Here is a 16,972-nt window from a genome sequence, read left to right on the forward strand (position 1 = left end):
TCGGCAGCCTTCTTGTAGACTTGATTCGTTGCCGAAATGAAGCCCTTGTTAGATTAACGCCGCTTCACGGTACGAGGATCGTGTCCACCGCCTCAGGTGAGGTCTCGGGATAATCGAGCGTGTAGTGCAGCCCGCGGCTCTCATGCCGGTGCAGCGCGGAGCGCACAATAAGATCGGCGACATCGACCAGATTGCGCAACTCGATCAGATCGGCGGTAACGCGGTAATTGCCGTAATAGTCCGCCACCTCCCCGCGCAGCAGATCGACGCGATGTTTGGCACGCTCCAGCCGCTTGGTGGTGCGGACGATGCCGACATAATCCCACATGAAGCGGCGAATCTCGCGCCAATTGTGCTGGACGATCACATCCTCGTCCGCCTCGGACACGCGGCTCTCGTCCCACGGCAGGATCGGCGGCGGCGCGGGCAGATCGTCCCAGCGGGCAAGGATGTCAGCGGCGGCCGCCTCCCCGAACACCAGGCATTCGAGCAGCGAGTTGGAGGCAAGCCGGTTGGCGCCGTGCAAGCCTGACTGCGTGCATTCGCCCGCCGCATAGAGGCCGGGCAGATCGGTGCGCCCTGCCATATCCACGAGGATGCCACCGCAGGTGTAATGTTGGGCGGGGACGACCGGGATCGGCCCCTTGGTCATATCGATGCCCAGACCGATCAGCTTTTCGTAGATGTTGGGGAAGTGGCCCATCACGAAATCGGCGGGCATATGGCTGATGTCGAGATGGACGTAATCGAGGCCAAAGCGCTTGATCTCGGCATCGATCGCGCGCGCCACCACATCACGCGGGGCCAGTTCCAGCCGCTCGTCATAATAAGGCATGAAGCGCTTGCCGGTCTTGGGATTGATCAGCCGGCCGCCTTCGCCGCGCACCGCCTCGGTGATCAGGAAATTCTTGACTTCGAGGTTCCACAGGCAGGTCGGGTGGAACTGCATGAACTCCATGTTGGAGATGCGGCAGCCCGCGCGCCACGCCATCGCGATGCCGTCGCCGGTCGCGCCGCGCGGCGCGGTGGAATAGAGATAGGCGCGGCCAGCGCCGCCGGTGGCGAGGATGGTCGCGCGCGCGGTGAACAGCTCGACATGCCCGCTTGCGCGGCTGAGCGCATAGGCGCCCCAGACATGCCCCTCGCCCGAATAGCGCTCGCCATGCCGCCCGGTTACAAGATCGAGCGCGGCACGATCGGGCATCAATGTGATATTCGGATGCGCGGCGGCAGCGCGTTCGAGCGCATGCTGCACCGCAGCCCCGGTCGCGTCATCGACATGGACGATGCGGCGGTGACTGTGCCCGCCCTCGCGGGTGAGGTGCAGCACGCCCTCGTCGGCGGTAAAGGGCACACCCAGCTGCTCCAGCCGCTCGATCGCGAGCGGCGCGTTGCCGACGACATATTCGACCGTGGCGCGGTTATTGAGCCCCGCTCCCGCAATCATCGTATCACTGACATGCGCCTCGAAACTGTCCCCCGCCTCCAGTACGGCGGCGATCCCGCCTTGGGCCCAGGCGGTGGAACCCTCAGACAACGCGCCCTTGGCGACCACACAGACCTTAAGGCGATTGGCAAGGTTGAGCGCCGCGGTGAGACCCGCCGCGCCGGAGCCAATAATCAGGACGTCGTAATTGTGCTGTTCGCCGGACAAGCCGCTCTCCCGAAGCGAGGCGGCATAGAGGGGGATGCCTGCGCGCTCAAGCCTTCACCATTGGCCACCAATCGCCTTTGCTGAGCTAGTCCGGTTTTTGTGTGTCAGGATGACCGGAAACCCCGCAGCGGCAGCCCATCCTGCATTTCGCCCTGGCGGAGGCTGGTGGACGCAAGTCCGTTACACAGGCCAGCCGCTGCTTCCTTACATTGCTCTCGCCGCTTTTGGGAGTGCGGCTATTCTGCGCCAGAAAGTCACGCCGCCTCGCGCGTCAGGTTGAGGAAGATGTCTTCGAGGTCCGCCTCATGGGTCGAGACGTCGACGATGCCGAGGCCGGCCGATTGCAGCGCCGCCAGCACCTCGCCGGCGTTCACCTTGTCCTTGGAATAGGTGACGACGATCGAGCGATCCCCCTTGAGCGCGATCCGCTCGAAGCAGGGCGCCTGCGGCACTTCGGTCAGGTCGCGATCGACCGTGACGGTGACCGCCTTTTCCTGCGCCATCTGCAGGAGCTCGTGGGTCGGCTTGTTGGCGATCACCTGGCCGTGGTTGATGATCGCGATGCGATCGCACAGCTCTTCGGCCTCCTCCAGATAATGGGTGGTGAGGACGACGGTGGTGCCGAGCGCGTTCAATTCGCGGACATATTCCCAGAGCTGCTGGCGCAGCTGGATATCGACACCCGCGGTCGGTTCATCGAGCACCAGCACCGGTGGATTATGGACCAACGCCTTGGCGACGAGCAGCCGCCGCTTCATGCCGCCGGACAAGGTGCGGGCGTAGGCGTTGGCCTTATCCTCCAGATGGACCTTGCGCAGCAGCTCCATCGATTGCCGCTTGGCTTTGGGCACGCCGTAGAGGCCGCCGTAAATCTCCAGCATTTCGAAGGGCGTGAAGAAGGGATCGAACAATATCTCCTGCGGAACGATCCCGATCGAGGCTTTGGCGTTGCGGGGATGCTCGTCGATATCGAAGCCCCAGATCGAGGCCTTGCCCGCCGTCTTCACCACCATGCCGGCGAGGATATTGATCAGCGTCGATTTGCCCGCGCCGTTGGGGCCGAGCAGCCCGAACATGCTGCCACGCGGGACATCCAGCGTCACATCGGTCAGCGCCTGCTTCCCGCCCTTGTAGATTTTGCTGAGGCCCTGGATCGATATCGCTGCTTCGGTCATTATCGCCCGCATAGGCTGGGCGGGTGCGATTGTGTAGCGTTTCGGCACTTGCTATCGCCCGGCCCATGCAAGCCGCCCCCGAAACCAGCTTCGTCACCAGCCCCCGCGTCGTCTGCGATGGCGCGACCGAGATCCCCGGTGGGGCGGCGCTCGGCCACCCGCGCGTGTTCCTTGAGATCGACGAGAGCGGCTTCGTCGATTGCGGCTATTGCGATCGGCGGTTCATTCTCAAAGGCAGCGCGGCGGACGGCGAAGCCCATTCCGCATAAGCCCCGGAGTGGAGGGATAGGGCATCGCCGCATGCCACGCGCCTGCAAATAGTCAGAAAGTTGTGGATGACGCTAGGCGCGGCGCTCCCTACATCAGACCCATGAGCTATTCAGACCCACGCGGCATCCTCTATTCCAGCCTCGATCCCGAGACGGCGATCCGCCTGACAGGTGATGCACTCAAGGCCTGCGACGATGGCGAGCTGTATCTCCAGCACAGCGCCTCCGAAGCGTTCGGCTTCGACGATGGGCGGCTGAAGACCGCCGATTACGGCACGCAATCCGGTTTCGGCCTGCGTGGGCTTTCGGGCGAGAAGACTGCCTTCGCGCACGCCAATGAGATTTCCGAGAGCGCGATCCGCCGCGCCGCCGAGACGATGCAATTGCTCGATCCCGCCAAGGCCGGGCTGGCCGCCGCGCCGCGCAAGACCAACCGCGCGCTTTACACCGGCGACGATCCCCTCACCGCCGTGCCCTTCGCCAGGAAGGTAGCGCTGTGCCAGCAAATCGATGCCGCCGCCCGCGCGCGCGATCCGCGCATTGCGCAGGTGACGGTCAGCCTTTCGGGATCGTGGAGCGTGGTCGAGGTGGTACGGCCGGACGGCTTCGTCGCCACCGACATCCGCCCGCTCGTCCGCCTCAACGTCGGGCTGGTGGTCGAGCAGAACGGGCGGCGCGAGAGCGGCTACTTTGGTCTGGGCGGCCGCTACCTCTACGATCAGCTGTTCGAACCCGCGACCTGGAACCGCGCCATCGACGAGGCGCTCAAGCAGGCGCTGGTCAATCTCGAGAGCGTCGCCGCGCCCGCGGGCGAGATGACCGTGGTCTGCGGGCCGGGCTGGCCGGGGGTGCTGCTGCACGAGGCGGTCGGGCATGGCTTGGAAGGCGATTTCAACCGCAAGGGATCGTCGGCCTTCGCGGGACGGATCGGCGAGAGGGTCGCCGCGCCGGGCGTCACCGTGGTGGACGACGGATCGATCGAGGGGCGGCGCGGGTCGCTGACCATCGATGACGAGGGTACGCCGACCCAGACCAATGTGCTGATCGAGGACGGTATCCTCAAAGGCTATATCCAGGACCGCCTCAACGCCCGGCTGATGGGCGTCGCGCCCACCGGCAACGGCCGCCGCGAAAGCTTCGCGCACGCGCCGATGCCGCGCATGACCAACACTTTCATGTATGGCGGCAAGGACGATCCTGCCGAGATCCTTAGCCGCGTGAAGAACGGCATCTATGCCAAGAGCTTCGGCGGCGGACAGGTGGATATCACCAGCGGCAAGTTCGTCTTCAGCTGCACCGAGGCCTACAAGATCGAGAATGGCAAGTTGGGCGCGCCGATCAAGGGCGCGACCCTGATCGGCGACGGGCCGACCGTGCTGACCAAGGTCGCGGCGATTGGCAACGATATGGAATTGGACGAGGGCGTCGGCATCTGCGGCAAAGGCGGGCAATCGGTGCCGGCCGGTGTCGGGCAGCCGACCTTGCTGATCGAAGGGCTGACCGTGGGGGGCACGGCGGCTTAATTCCCCTCCCGCTTGCGGGTGGGGTCAGGGGAGGGCAGTCTGCGCTCTTCGATGTCGTCCTTATCCCATAACTCCGTCCCTCCCCCGACCCCTCCCGCAAGCGGGAGGGGAGGCATTACTCTCGCCCTTTCCGGGGGCACGGCGCGCGGCTGGGCGCATATCGGGGCGCTTCGAGTGCTTGAAGAGGCCGGCATCCCCATCGCCGCCGTCGCCGGCACCTCGATCGGCGCGGTGGCCGCGGTGGCACTGGCGGCGGGCAAGATCGATGCACTGGAGCAGATCGCGCGCGACATGACGCGGACGGGGATGCTTGCCCATTTCGATCTGACCTGGGCGCGGGGCGCTCTGCTCGGCGGACGGCGGATCGCGCGGATGTTGGCCGAGCAACTGGGGGCGCAGCGTTTCGAGGATCTCGATCTACCGGCCGCAGTGGTGGCCGCCGATCTTGAAACGGGCGAGGAGGTGCGGCTGAGCCATGGGCCGCTGGTCAGCGCGGTGCAGGCATCGACTGCGATCCCGGGCCTTTTTCCCGCCGTAGTCCGCGATGGCCGCGTGCTGATCGACGGGGGTAACGTCGCCAATCTGCCCGTTTCCGCCGCGCGCGCGCTGGCGCCGGATCGGCCTGTGTTGGCGATCGATTTGATGGGGGATTACCATGGCCATATCGGCGCGCAGCCCGCGCATCCGCGCAGCGTTCCCGCCACGATCCGCGCATCCTATCTGATGCTGGTTGCGCGGCAGAGCGAAATGACCATCGCGCTGGAAAAGCCCGAACTGCTGATCACCATGCCGATCGGTCATATTTCGACCGGCGCCTTCCATCGCGCCGCCGATTATATCGCGCTCGGCCGGGAGGCTACGCTTGCTGCGCTGCCGCAAATTTGCGCTAGGCTGGAAATGCCTAAAAACTAAGCAGTCGCCAGTCACTGCCTAACAGACGGGCGCTGAGACGCCCATTTCGTGGCTTTGTTCCGCCGTTTTTGCTCTGCAGCACGCTTGGCACGCATCTTGCGACGCACAATCGGACAAGCAGCAGGGAGGCTGAATGAAACTCGTCATAGCGATCATCAAGCCGTTCAAGCTCGACGAGGTGCGTGAAGCCCTCTCGGCGCTGGGCGTGCAGGGGATGACGGTTACCGAAGTCAAAGGCTTCGGTCGTCAAAAGGGCCAGACCGAGATCTATCGCGGTGCCGAATACAGCACCAACATGGTCCCGAAGATCAAGGTCGAGGTGGCGTGCAGCACCGATCTCGCGCCGCGCGTGGTCGAGGCGATCCAGCAGGCCGCCAACACCGGCGCCATCGGCGACGGCAAAATCTTCGTGCTCGATGTCGGTCAGGTGGTGCGCATCCGCACCGGCGAGACCGACGAGACGGCTCTCTAAAAGATAAGGGGGACTCAATGAAGCTTTCGACCAAGATATTGGCCGGGCTGGGAGCATTGGGCGCAGCCGCGCTCCTGACGCACCCCGCGCTCGCCCAGACGGCGGCCGCCGCGCCTGCCTCGCCCATTCCGCCCGCGACCGTGAACAAGGGCGACAACACCTGGATGCTCGTCTCCACCCTGTTGGTGCTGATGATGTCGATTCCGGGCCTTGCCCTGTTCTACGGCGGTCTCGTCCGCACCAAGAACATGCTGTCCGTACTCACCCAGGTGCTGATGATCGTCTGCATGGTCGGCGTGATCTGGGTGTGCTGGGGCTATACCGAGACCTTCACCGCCGGCTCCGGCGTGACTGCGCCGTTTTTCGGCGGCCTCTCCAAGCTCTTCCTGAAAGGCGTTGATGCCAATTCCCAGGCAGCGACCTTCTCAAATGGCGTCTACATTCCCGAACTCACCTACGTCCTCTTCCAGATGACGTTTGCGATGATCACCCCGGCGCTATTCATCGGTTCGGTGGCGGAGCGGATCAAATTCTCGCCGCTGATGCTGTTCGTCGCGCTGTGGGTGACCTTCGTTTACTTCCCGATCGCGCACATGGTGTGGTGCTGGGATGGGCCTGACGCCTTCGCCGCCGCCGCGCTCAAGGGCCAGGCCGCGATCGATGCCGTCTCGGCCGATTCGGGCTACCTCTTCAACAAGGGCGCGCTGGATTTCGCGGGCGGCACCGTCGTCCATATCAACGCCGGCATCACCGGCCTGGTGATGTGCATCCTGCTCGGCAAGCGTCTCGGCTATCCGAACGAGCCGATGCCGCCGCACTCGCTGACCATGACGATGATCGGCGCCTCGCTGCTGTGGGTGGGCTGGTTCGGCTTCAACGCCGGCTCCAATCTCGAAGCCACCAGCATCGCTTCGGTCGCCTTCATGAACACGATGATCGCCACCGCCGCCGCCGGTCTCTCCTGGCTGCTCACCGAGCAGATCGTGAAGGGCAAGCCGTCGCTGCTCGGCGCCGCCTCGGGCGTCGTCGCGGGCCTCGTCGCCGTCACACCGGCGTCCGGTTATGCCGGAACGATGGGATCGGTGATCCTCGGCTTGATGGTCTCGCCGATCTGCTTCTTCTTCGTCTCGGTGGTGAAGTCGAAGTTCGGCTATGACGACAGTCTGGACGTCTTCGGTGTCCACTGCATCGGCGGCATCACCGGCGCGCTGATGACCGGCATCCTCGATAACCCGGCCTTCGGCGGCCAGGGCATCGCGGATTACACCACCAAGCCGGGCACGATGGTCGCGGGCGCCTATTCGATGGGCGGCCAGCTCCTCATCCAGGCCGAAGGTGTGCTGCTCACATTGGTGTGGTCGGGCGTCGGCGCGGCCGTACTGTTCTTCATCATCGACAAGGTGTGGGGCTTCCGGGTTTCGGCCGAAGTCGAGCATGAAGGCCTCGACATCGCCGAACATGGCGAGCGGGCCTACCACTACTGATCACAATCGGGGCGGGCCCCAAGGCTCGCCCCCCACCGCGTTCCTCCTGCGAACGGACTGGCCGGCGGAGAAATCCGCCGGCTTTTTTTTGGGGGCTCAGGCGCCGGCGCGGGCAATATCGCAGCGGTGAAAGCCGAACATGTCGCCTCGCCGACGATCGTCGATAATGCCGCGCCGTTCCGCTGGTCCGGCCCCGACGCCTTCGATCAGTGGCTGCACGATTTGGGGGAGAGCGAAGCCAAAGTCGGCCGGATTGGCGGATCGGTGTTCTTCGGCGCGCCCGTGGATGAAGTCGTCGCCGGCGATCACGCTTATGTCGTCACGCCGAGCCGTTACACCTTCAAGCAGAAGGGCCGAATGCTGCGCGAAACCGGCTACACGGCGTTCACGCTCGTGAAGCAGGGTGCGGTCTGGAAGGTCGAATCCTGGAGCTGGGCCAGCCCCAGTGCCGCGGCTGTGAAATGATCGCCGTCGCCTGATCCTCCCCTGCAAGGGGAGGTGGCAGCCCGAAGGGCTGTCGGAGGGGTATCACCCTTTCGAGAGTGGGACACCCCTCCACCACGCGCTTTGCGCGCGGTCCCCCTCCCCTTGCAGGGGAGGATCAAAGACATTGAGTTGTCGATCCAGCCTAAACGGGCACGCCGTAAAGATCGTGCTCGTCCGCATCTTCGATTAGCACCTTGATGACGTCGCCGGGCGTGAGCCGCTCAGTATCGCGCAGGAACACCTCGCCGTCGATCTCGGGCGCGTCGGCCTGGGACCGCCCCGTAGCGCCCCCCTCCTCGTCCACGGCGTCGATGATCACGTCGAGCGTGCGGCCGATCTTGGCTTCCAGCTTGGCGGCGGAGATGCGCGCCGTCAGCGCCATCAGCCGGGCGTAGCGCTCTTCTTTGATCTCTTCGGGCACATGGCCGGGCAGCGCATTGGCCGCCGCGCCCGCGACAGGCTCGAAGCGGAACGCGCCGACACGATCGAGCTGCGCTTCCTCCAGCCATTGTAGCAGATAATCGAAATCCGCCTCGCTCTCACCGGGGAAGCCGACGACGAAGGTCGAGCGGATGGTGATGTCCGGCGCGATCGTGCGCCAGTTGGCGATGCGATCGAGCACCTTGGCCTCGTTGGCCGGACGCTTCATCGCCTTGAGCACGCTGGGCGCGGCATGCTGGAAGGGAATATCGAGATAGGGCAGCACCAGCCCGTCGGCCATCAGCGGGATCACGCGATCGACGTGCGGATAGGGATAGACATAGTGCAGCCGCACCCACGCTCCCAACTGGCCGAGGTGGCGCGCGAGATCGGTCATATCCGCCTTGACCTCGCCCCCACTCTTTAGCGGATAGGAGGCATGGCGCAGGTCGAGGCCATAGGCTGAGGTATCTTGGCTGATCACCAGCAGCTCGCGCGTGCCCGCCGCGACCAGCTTCTCGGCCTCGCGCAGGATCGCGTCCGGGCGGCGGCTGACGAGATCGCCGCGCAGCGCCGGGATGATGCAGAAGGAACAGCGGTGGTTACAGCCCTCGCTGATCTTCAGATAGCTGTAATGGCGCGGCGTCAGCTTAAGGTCGCGTTCCGGCACCAAGTCCAGATAGGCCGAGGGCGGGATCGGCGCCGCCTCATGCACCGCGCCCACCACCTCCTCATATTGGTGCGCGCCCGTCACCGCGAGCACATTGGGGAAGCGCGTCCGGATCACCTCCGCTTCCTTGCCCATGCAGCCGGTGACGATCACCCGGCCATTCTCGGCGATCGCCTCGCCGATCGCTTCCAGGCTCTCCTCCTTGGCGCTGTCGAGGAAGCCGCAGGTATTGACCAGCACCACATCCGCGCCGGCATAATCGGGGGACATGGCATAGCCGTCCGCGCGCAGCTTGGTGAGGATGCGTTCGCTATCGACGAGGTTCTTCGGACAGCCGAGCGAAACCATGCCGACTTTCGGCCGAGAGGGAAGTATTGTTGTCATGGAAGAGCCGGTAGATAGCGGATCGGAGCCGATTTTGCGAGAGGTGGGAATGGTGCGGATCATGATGGCGCTGGCCGGGCTGCTGATCGTCGGCGCCGGCGTTGCTCAAACGCCGCTCCCGCTACCGGCCGAAGCCCCGATCACAGTGCCGAACTACAGCGATCCCGCGACCTGGATCTGCCGCCCCGGCGTCGATGACGGCACCTGCTCCGCCAATCTCGATGCGGTGGCGATCGATGCCCAGGGCCATCGCACGCCGGTGACCTATGCGCCCGCCAAAGCGCCCAAGATTGACTGCTTCTATATCTATCCCACCGCCTCGATGGACCCCGGCACCTTCAGCGACATGAATCCGGGACCCGAAGAGAAGCGCGCCGTGCACGGCCAGTTCGCCCGGCTGGGATCGGTCTGCCGCCTGTTCGCGCCGATCTACCACCAGTTTACCATTCCTGCGCTGCGCCGCGCGCTGGCGGGACAGGCCAAGGCCGACAGCCTGCCGTTCGACGTGCCCTATCGCGATGTCCTGGCCGCCTGGCGCCACTATCTGGCGCATGACAACCAGGGCCGCGGCGTGATCCTGCTCGGCCACAGCCAGGGCGCGATCCTGCTCAAGCGGCTGATCGCCGAGGAGATCGACGGCAAGCCTGCGCAAAAGAAGCTCGTCGCCGCCTATCTCGCGGGCAACCCGGATCTTACTGCGTCCAGCTTTCACGCGATCCCCACCTGCAAGGTGATCGGCCAGACCGGCTGCATCGTCGCCTGGTCCGATTATCGCGACGGGGACGATAATCGGCGCGCATTCGGTGCGGGCAAGCCCGGCGATCCGGCGCTGTGCGTCAATCCGGCGAGCCCGGGCGGCGGCCGCGCGCCGATCAAGGCCTTTCTGCCCCGTCCCGGAATGGCGCCGGAAAGCGATCCGCCCTACATCGAGCTGATCGGCCAGTTGAGCGCCGAATGCGTTAGCGATGCCGCCGGCGCCGTGCTGCGGGTGCGGATCGAGCCCGGCGTCTATGCCGATCTTCTGACGACGGCGCTCAATCATGCAGGCATGCCCGGCTGGGGGCTGCACCCGCTCGACATGAGCCTGCCCCAAGGCAACATCGTCGACATGGCCGCCGCACAATCCGCCGCATGGAAGGGGCGTTGAGCGGAACCTAATCGCGATCCGAACGCTCGCCCCTCGCATCCAGGATGTATCAGGGAGAGAGTCCATGAAATTCGCAATTATCGCCGCCACCGCGCTCGCCGCCGTCGCCGTTCCCGCCGCCAGCCAGCATGTCGAGCGCCGCACCGTCATTCGGCACGATGAGCATCGCGGCCCCGTCGTGGTGCGCACCGTTCGTCATCGCAAGGTCTGCACGGTGCGCTGGGTCCACCATCAGAAAGTCCGCCGCTGCCGGTAAAGCCCGATTTTGACTCCTCCCCGAAAGGGGAGGGTCAGCCCGCCGGAAGCCAATCGATTGGATTGACCGCCTTGCGGCCGTTGCGGATTTCGAAATGAAGCTGCGGCTCGCCCACCGGTCCGCCCGCCGCGACGGTGGCGATCGGATCGCCGCGCTTCACCGCCTGCCCGCGCTTGACGAGCAGGGTTCCGGCATGGCCGTAGAGCGTGATCCAGCCGCTGCCATGCCGGATCAGCACGACATTGCCGAAGCCCGGATAGGTTGAGGCGTAAGCGATCGCGCCGTCGGCGGCGGCGGCGATCGTTGCGCCCGATCTGGTGGCGATGTTGACGCCATCGTTGCGGCTGCCATTGCCCAGCGGGCCGAACGGGCGGACGATCTTGCCCTTGAGCGGCCAGCCGAAGCGGGGGGCGAATTTCGCGCTGGGCTCGGCGACGGGCTGCAGCGGCGCGGCCTCCGGCGCCGCCGCCGCTCTGGATTTGACGGGCTTGGCGGCGGGCGCCAGCGCAGGCTCGCTGCCGGTGACGAGATCGTCGAGATCCATCTTGAACGCCCGCGCGCGGGCCGCAAGCGTGTCTGCCGACGGCTGCGGCCCCTTGATAGCGGGCAGCAGCAGGCGATCGCCCTCGCGCAGGATGAAGGGCTCGGTCAGGTGGTTGGCGGCGGCAATGTCGCTCCAGGAAACGCCGTAAGCCCGCGCGATGGCGATCCCGCTCTCGCCGCGCGCCACCCGGTGGAAGCGTCCCCCAGGAATGGCGAGTTTCTGTCCCGGCCGCAGCCGGTACGGCGCTTGCAGCTGGTTCGCCTGGATAATCGCATCGGCACCCGCGCCCGTCGCCAGCACGACATGGCCGAGGGTGTCGCCCGGTTTCACCTTGTAAATCTGCGGCCTCACTTCGATCGCGCCCGCCGTCACCTGACGCGAGATCCAGGCCGGCGGCGTCGGATCGCGGGGCAGGGAGGCAAGCGGCGCGGCGCCGGTGGCGAGAAGTGCCAGCAGGGCCGCCAGCCGCCGCATCAGGGCGTCAGCTTCTCGATGCCGCCCATATAGGGTTTGAGCGCGGCGGGGATCGTCACCGATCCATCGGCCTGCTGATAATTCTCCAGCACCGCGACGAGGGTGCGGCCGACCGCGAGCCCGGAGCCGTTGAGTGTGTGGACGAACTCCGTGCCCTTTTCGCCGCGAACCCGCGCGTTCATCCGCCGCGCCTGGAAATCGCCGCAGTTGGAACAACTCGAAATCTCGCGAAAGGTGTTCTGCGCGGGCAGCCATACTTCGAGATCGAAGGTCTTACGCGCGCCGAAGCCCATGTCCCCCGCGCACAGCAGCATGCGCCGATAGGGCAGCTCCAGCGCCTCCAGCACCGCCTCCGCCGCGCGTGTCATCCGTTCATGCTCGGCGTCGCTCTGGTCCGCCGCGCAGATCGTGACGAGCTCGACCTTGTCGAACTGGTGCTGGCGGATCAGCCCGCGCGTATCGCGCCCCGCCGCCCCCGCTTCGGATCGGAAGCAGGGCGTGAGCGCCGTTAGCCGCATCGGCAGCAAGTCCGGGCTCAAGATCTGCTCGCGGACGAGGTTGGTCAGGCTGACCTCGGCGGTCGGGATCAGCCAGCGACCATCAGTGGTACGGAACAGATCATCGGCGAACTTTGGCAGCTGGCCCGTGCCAAACATTGCCTCGTCACGGACCAGCAGGGGCGGCGCGACTTCGGTATGGCCATGCTGCTCGGTCTGCAGATCGAGCATGAACTGCGCGAGGCCGCGCTGCAGCCGCGCCATCTGGCCCTTGAGCACCGCGAAACGCGCGCCCGAAATCGCAGCTGCGCTCTCGAAGTCGACGCCCAGCGCCGGGCCGAAATCGGCATGGTCGCGGGGCGTGAAGTCGAACGTGCGTGGCACTCCCCAGCTTTTCTGTTCGACATTGCCCGCCTCGTCCTCGCCCTCCGGCACATCGGCGGCGGGCAGGTTGGGCAGCGCGGCGAGCGCATCGGTCAGCGCGCGGTCGGCCTCGGCCTCCTGCTCGGCCAGCGTGGGCAGACGCTCCTTGATCTCCGCCACCGCGGCCATCAAGGCGGACGCGCCCGCCTCGTCCTTGCGCGCCTTGGCCTGGCCGATCGCCTTGGATGCCTCGTTGCGGCGGGTCTGCAGCGCCTGCGCCTCGGCAACGGCCTCGCGGCGTGCGGCATCCAACGCCATCAGCGCCGCCGCCTGAGGCCCCAGTCCGCGCCGCGCCAGCCCGGCGTCGAATGCTGCCGGATCGTCTCTGATGGCGCGGATATCGTGCATGGCCGGGCTATGGCGAGCGCGAGTCGCACGCGCAACCCTGGCGATCGGCTGAGAGGGCGGCGAAACCTCTTGGCGATGCGGGAGTTGTTTCGGTGACGACCAGTGGTGGCTTTCAGGAGTCGCGCGGTCGCACGATTGATTTTCACGACCTAATTTTGGAGAGATCCCCATGTTGCGTTTGACCTTGAGTATCGCCGCGATCGCGCTGGCCGGACCAGCGCTGGCCCAGACCGCGCCGGATGCCGCCGCCGCGCCGGCACCCGCTGCCGCCACGCCTGCCAAGCCTAATGTCATCGCTGGCGCTCAGGTGGTCGATGCCAGCGGCGCCCCCGTGGGCACGATCGAAAGCGTCGCCAACGGCATCGCCACGCTGTCCACCGGCACCACCAAGGCCGGCATCCCGGTCGGCTCGTTTGCGCAGGGTGACGGCAAGCTCGTGCTCGGCCTCACCAAGGCACAGGTCGATGCGCAGGGCGCGCCGATCGCCGCGACCGCCAGCGCCACCCCGGCCGGCACCGCGGCGACCACCGCTGCGGCGGCGACCACGGCCCCCGCAACGATAGCCGTCGGCACGGCGGTCAAGGATCAGACGGGCGCGACCGTCGGTACGGTCAAGGCGGTCAACGGCGATCTGATCACCGTCGCATCGGCGACCGCCAGTGCGCAATTGCCCCGGAAAAGCTTCGCGCAAAGCGGTGACTCGCTGGTGATCGGCCTTACCGCCGCCCAATTCGAAACCGCCGCCAAGGCAGCGGGCGGCGCTAAAAAAGGCTGATTTCCAAGCTCTTTGATAACGGGGGCGGCGCCCTGATCGCCGCCCCCGAGCCTATCTCCCCCTCCGCAATCTCCCCGCTTGTCGCGGTCGGTGGCGCCGATTATAGGCGCGTCAGGGGCAGGTGCCGCCCGTTTCCGGGAGGCCGCATCTTCGGGTGTGAATGAGCGATGGCGACAGCGTTGAATGAGGTCGGCGGGCGTGGGGATTTTCCAATGGGCGCGAATGACAGTAGCGCGCCTAACCTGTTGGATCCCGATTACCGGCCAAGCGCGGACGAGCCTTTCATGGGCCCGCGCCAACAAGCCTATTTCCGTGCCAAGCTACTGAACTGGAAGGACTCGATCCTCCGCGAGTCGCAGGGCACGCTCCATCAGCTACAGGTCGATTCGCTGCGGGAGCCGGATGTTACGGATCGCGCGTCCAGCGAAACCGATTGGTCGATCGAGCTGCGCACCCGCGATCGCCAGCGCAAGCTGATCTCCAAGATCGATGCCGCGCTGCGCCGGATCGATGAGGGCGAATATGGCTATTGTGAAGTGACGGGTGAACCGATTTCACTCGCCCGGCTCGAAGCCCGCCCGGTCGCGACGATGACGGTCGAGGCCCAGGAGCGGCACGAGCGCCAGGAAAAGATCTCGCGCGACGATTGATCACGCAGATTTCGGGGCGGCGTTAACCGCTTCGCAGGCGTTTGCGCGCTATCAAGGCCGCCACGAGGGTAAAGTGACGGACTCAACTTCTTTTGACAGCTCCGGGGTTTCGAACGATGCCGACGAGGCACGTTTCGAGAGCCTGCGCGCCGATCAGCGCGATTCGATGCTGCTCATGGCGACGCTGCGCCGCGCCAACGGCACCGATATCGCGATCAAGGTGCGCAATCTTTCGAGCGGCGGCCTGATGGCGGAAGTGCCGGTCAGCTTGCATCGCGAAGAGTCGGTCGAGGTGGATCTGCGCGGCATCGGCATCGTGCCGGCCAAGGTCGCCTGGGCGGCCGGCGGTCGCGCCGGCCTCGCCTTCGATCATGCCGTCGATCACAAACTGGCGCGAAAACCTGTAGCGGGCGGGCCGCAGCCGCAGCTCGTGCGCGTCTCGCGGGATATGTGGCGGCCGGGTCTGCGGTAAGCGGTCAACCAGCTTCAGCCGTTTCGGACAACCGTGTTTGGCGGTGTGCGCGTAAGCGCGACCAATTCCTCAGCGGGAAGCGGGTGGCTGAACAGATAGCCCTGACCAAAAAGACACCCCATTTCCTTGAGTTCTTCTTTCTGTTCGACGGTCTCGATCCCTTCCGCCACCACTCTCGCGGAAAGCGCCTTGCCCAGTGCGACGATCGCCTCGACCAAAATCCGCTTGGTCTGGCTGGTTCTGAGATCCTGGGTGAAACTGCGGTCTATCTTGATTTCCGAAATCGGAAAACGATCGATGGAACGAAGGCTTGAGTAGCCCGTCCCGAAATCATCGATCGCCAAACCGACGCCCAGCTCGCGAAGGCGACGAAAAATAGCAATGACGCTTTCGGAGCTGTCGGTGAGCAGGCTCTCGGTCAGCTCGAACGTCAGCCAGGCCGGCTTGATACCCGTTTCCGCGACGACATCCTCGATCAGCCCGACGAGATCCCCCCTGACGATCTCCAGCGGAGAGACGTTGACCGAAAAGTGGAGAGGTTCGGCAAGGCTGGCGTTCAGCTCGGCGGCAAAAGCCGCGACCTTGCGGATGCCGGCGCGTTCGATATCGACAATCAGACCCGTCTCCTCGGCGACACCGATGAAGGTGTCGGGCCCCTGCAAGCCGAAGACGGGATGGTCCCACCGGATCAAGGCTTCGCAGCCGATGATCTTTCCGGTCAGCAAATCGAACTGGGGCTGGTAGTGGTAGACGAAATTCTCATCGCGCACGGCCTGCTGCAACTCAGCGGTCAGGCGGCTACGGTGGCGGGAGGCGCGTTCAGCGGCCTCGTCGAAGCGGCGCGGAGCGCGATGCGGATCGTCTTTCGATTCGTGCAGCGCCTGGCCAGCTTGTTGAGACAGCATACCCGGAACCGGCCCAAGATCGCCCACGGTGTAACCGAGCGCATATCGAATGTTGATGATCGCATCGGGCGTGGTGAAAGGTGGGCGCAACGCCGCCGTCAGCTGCGCTAATGTCTTTTCCTCCGCAGCGGCCGTCGGGACACGGAAGGCGGCCGCGAACTCATTATTGCCGATTCGGCCCAAGGCGTCAGGACTGAGCGAGCTGAGCCGCGAGGCGGTCTTGCAGATGATCTCGTCGCCGGCTGCATAGCCGTAGGTGCTGTTGATGTTGTGCAGCTCGGCAATATCAATTTTGACAACGAGCAGCCGACTGTTGTCGGGAAGGTCTATCTTCTCGACATCCTCCAGAAAACTGTAGCGGTTCGGCAGATTGGTGAGCCGATCCAGGCGGGCGTCGTCGACAGCCTGATCGAGGCTCCTTTTGGCCGCGGTGACATCCCGCATGAGCCCGACATAATATTCGACGACACCTTCGGTCCGCGAATACGGCGTCAGTGTCAGCTCATTCCAAAAAAGTGTGCCATCCTTGCGATAATTGCGCATTGTGACGGTGGCGCTGGTGCCGGAGGCAAGCGCTTCGCGTATCGGCCCAAGTTCGGATTGCAGGCGGTCACTGCCTTGCAGGTAACGGCAATTTTTGCCGATGGCCTCAGCTGCCGTGTAGCCGGTGATCGCGCTGAATTGCTCACTCACCCATATCAGCGGCGCATCGCGTTCACGCATATCGGCAACGACGATCGCATCCGGAATCAGACGTATGCTGGCGATAGCGATGTCCGCCAGTGTTCCCTCGAGAATGGCCGGAATTGGCGCCTTCGCTGCGAACTTTGCTGACAAGAATAGAGCCTTATTGAGGTCTTCGATCGACTCTTATCGCCACCCTTCCGGTTTCCGTGGCACGCGAAGCAAGGGCACCGCAAATGTAATCCGCTCCATTTTAAAGGGTAATTACTTGCCGCAAAGCGGGCTGGCTAATTCAATATCTCTATGAGTATGGCCGGTTAGGCCATGCTCTCGATCGGATTGTGGATG

At 65.0% G+C, this 16,972-nt stretch carries 17 protein-coding genes; 11 read left to right on the plus strand and 6 right to left on the minus strand.

Translation table 11 applies throughout. The annotated features are described in order from the left end of the window. Positions 1-64: 64 nt before the first annotated feature. Together nadB and FHS31_RS06275 are read right to left on the minus strand one after the other, a co-directional pair. Entirely contained in the window at positions 65-1,654 is a 1,590-nt protein-coding gene (gene nadB / locus FHS31_RS06270) for an L-aspartate oxidase (RefSeq protein ID WP_167072496.1), read from the minus strand. A gap of 254 nt (positions 1,655-1,908) precedes the next feature. Next, positions 1,909-2,829 (minus strand): ABC transporter ATP-binding protein, encoded by a 921-nt coding sequence (locus FHS31_RS06275; RefSeq protein WP_167072497.1) that lies wholly within the window; start codon positions 2,827-2,829, stop codon positions 1,909-1,911. A gap of 65 nt (positions 2,830-2,894) precedes the next feature. Here FHS31_RS06275 and FHS31_RS06280 point away from each other — a divergent pair, with 65 nt between their 5' ends. The 6 genes from FHS31_RS06280 to FHS31_RS06305 all read left to right on the plus strand — a co-directional run bounded on the left by FHS31_RS06280 (position 2,895) and on the right by FHS31_RS06305 (position 7,954). Continuing rightward, on the plus strand, positions 2,895-3,098 hold the full coding sequence (locus tag FHS31_RS06280) for a zinc-finger domain-containing protein (protein ID WP_167072498.1): 204 nt from the start codon (positions 2,895-2,897) through the stop codon (positions 3,096-3,098). A 101-nt stretch (positions 3,099-3,199) separates the two neighbouring features. Continuing rightward, positions 3,200-4,621 (plus strand): metalloprotease TldD, encoded by a 1,422-nt coding sequence (gene tldD, locus FHS31_RS06285; RefSeq protein ID WP_167072499.1) that lies wholly within the window; start codon positions 3,200-3,202, stop codon positions 4,619-4,621. Between the two features lie 51 nt (positions 4,622-4,672). Next, a complete protein-coding gene (locus FHS31_RS06290; RefSeq protein WP_167072500.1) occupies positions 4,673-5,533 on the plus strand; it encodes a patatin-like phospholipase family protein in 861 nt (286 codons plus the stop codon). A gap of 133 nt (positions 5,534-5,666) precedes the next feature. Continuing rightward, a complete protein-coding gene (locus FHS31_RS06295) occupies positions 5,667-6,005 on the plus strand; it encodes a P-II family nitrogen regulator (protein ID WP_167072501.1) in 339 nt (112 codons plus the stop codon). A 17-nt stretch (positions 6,006-6,022) separates the two neighbouring features. Continuing rightward, positions 6,023-7,489, plus strand: a complete 1,467-nt coding sequence (locus FHS31_RS06300) for an ammonium transporter (protein WP_167072502.1) — start codon at positions 6,023-6,025, stop codon at positions 7,487-7,489. Between the two features lie 126 nt (positions 7,490-7,615). Then, a complete protein-coding gene (locus FHS31_RS06305; RefSeq protein WP_167072503.1) occupies positions 7,616-7,954 on the plus strand; it encodes a hypothetical protein in 339 nt (112 codons plus the stop codon). Positions 7,955-8,117: 163 nt separating this feature from the next. Here FHS31_RS06305 and rimO read toward each other — a convergent pair whose 3' ends face one another. After that, positions 8,118-9,449, minus strand: a complete 1,332-nt coding sequence (gene rimO / locus FHS31_RS06310; RefSeq protein ID WP_167072504.1) for a 30S ribosomal protein S12 methylthiotransferase RimO — start codon at positions 9,447-9,449, stop codon at positions 8,118-8,120. Here rimO and FHS31_RS06315 point away from each other — a divergent pair. After that, positions 9,448-10,596, plus strand: coding sequence for a DUF3089 domain-containing protein (locus tag FHS31_RS06315; RefSeq protein ID WP_167072505.1), 1,149 nt, complete (start codon positions 9,448-9,450; stop codon positions 10,594-10,596). The genes rimO and FHS31_RS06315 overlap by 2 nt on opposite strands. A gap of 64 nt (positions 10,597-10,660) precedes the next feature. After that, positions 10,661-10,852: a hypothetical protein gene (locus FHS31_RS06320; RefSeq protein ID WP_167072506.1), complete on the plus strand. Its 192-nt coding sequence runs from the start codon at positions 10,661-10,663 to the stop codon at positions 10,850-10,852. A 34-nt stretch (positions 10,853-10,886) separates the two neighbouring features. Here FHS31_RS06320 and FHS31_RS06325 read toward each other — a convergent pair whose 3' ends face one another. Both FHS31_RS06325 and serS read right to left on the minus strand, forming a co-directional pair. Further along, positions 10,887-11,870, minus strand: coding sequence for a M23 family metallopeptidase (locus FHS31_RS06325; protein ID WP_167072507.1), 984 nt, complete (start codon positions 11,868-11,870; stop codon positions 10,887-10,889). Beyond that, positions 11,870-13,138 carry a serine--tRNA ligase gene (gene serS, locus FHS31_RS06330; protein ID WP_167072508.1) on the minus strand — a complete coding sequence of 423 codons (1,269 nt, stop codon included), beginning with the start codon at positions 13,136-13,138 and terminating at the stop codon, positions 11,870-11,872. Before serS ends, FHS31_RS06325 begins: the two co-directional genes overlap by 1 nt. A 169-nt stretch (positions 13,139-13,307) precedes the next feature. Between serS and FHS31_RS06335 the strand changes: the two genes are divergently transcribed. The 3 genes from FHS31_RS06335 (at position 13,308) to FHS31_RS06345 (ending at position 15,035) form a co-directional block, all read left to right on the plus strand. Then, positions 13,308-13,913, plus strand: a complete 606-nt coding sequence (locus tag FHS31_RS06335) for a hypothetical protein (protein WP_167072509.1) — start codon at positions 13,308-13,310, stop codon at positions 13,911-13,913. A 167-nt stretch (positions 13,914-14,080) separates the two neighbouring features. Further along, positions 14,081-14,563: an RNA polymerase-binding protein DksA gene (gene dksA / locus FHS31_RS06340; protein ID WP_167072510.1), complete on the plus strand. Its 483-nt coding sequence runs from the start codon at positions 14,081-14,083 to the stop codon at positions 14,561-14,563. 73 nt (positions 14,564-14,636) lie between these two features. Beyond that, complete coding sequence (locus FHS31_RS06345; protein ID WP_167072511.1) at positions 14,637-15,035, plus strand: PilZ domain-containing protein; 399 nt, start codon at positions 14,637-14,639, stop codon at positions 15,033-15,035. Between the two features lie 14 nt (positions 15,036-15,049). On the opposite strand, the gene FHS31_RS06350 is transcribed toward FHS31_RS06345, so the two are convergent. Beyond that, positions 15,050-16,777: a putative bifunctional diguanylate cyclase/phosphodiesterase gene (locus FHS31_RS06350; protein WP_167072512.1), complete on the minus strand. Its 1,728-nt coding sequence runs from the start codon at positions 16,775-16,777 to the stop codon at positions 15,050-15,052. Positions 16,778-16,972: the final 195 nt, after the last annotated feature.

Source organism: Sphingomonas vulcanisoli (assembly GCF_011761305.1).
In the GTDB taxonomy this organism is placed as follows: Bacteria; Pseudomonadota; Alphaproteobacteria; order Sphingomonadales; family Sphingomonadaceae; genus Sphingomonas_I; species Sphingomonas_I vulcanisoli.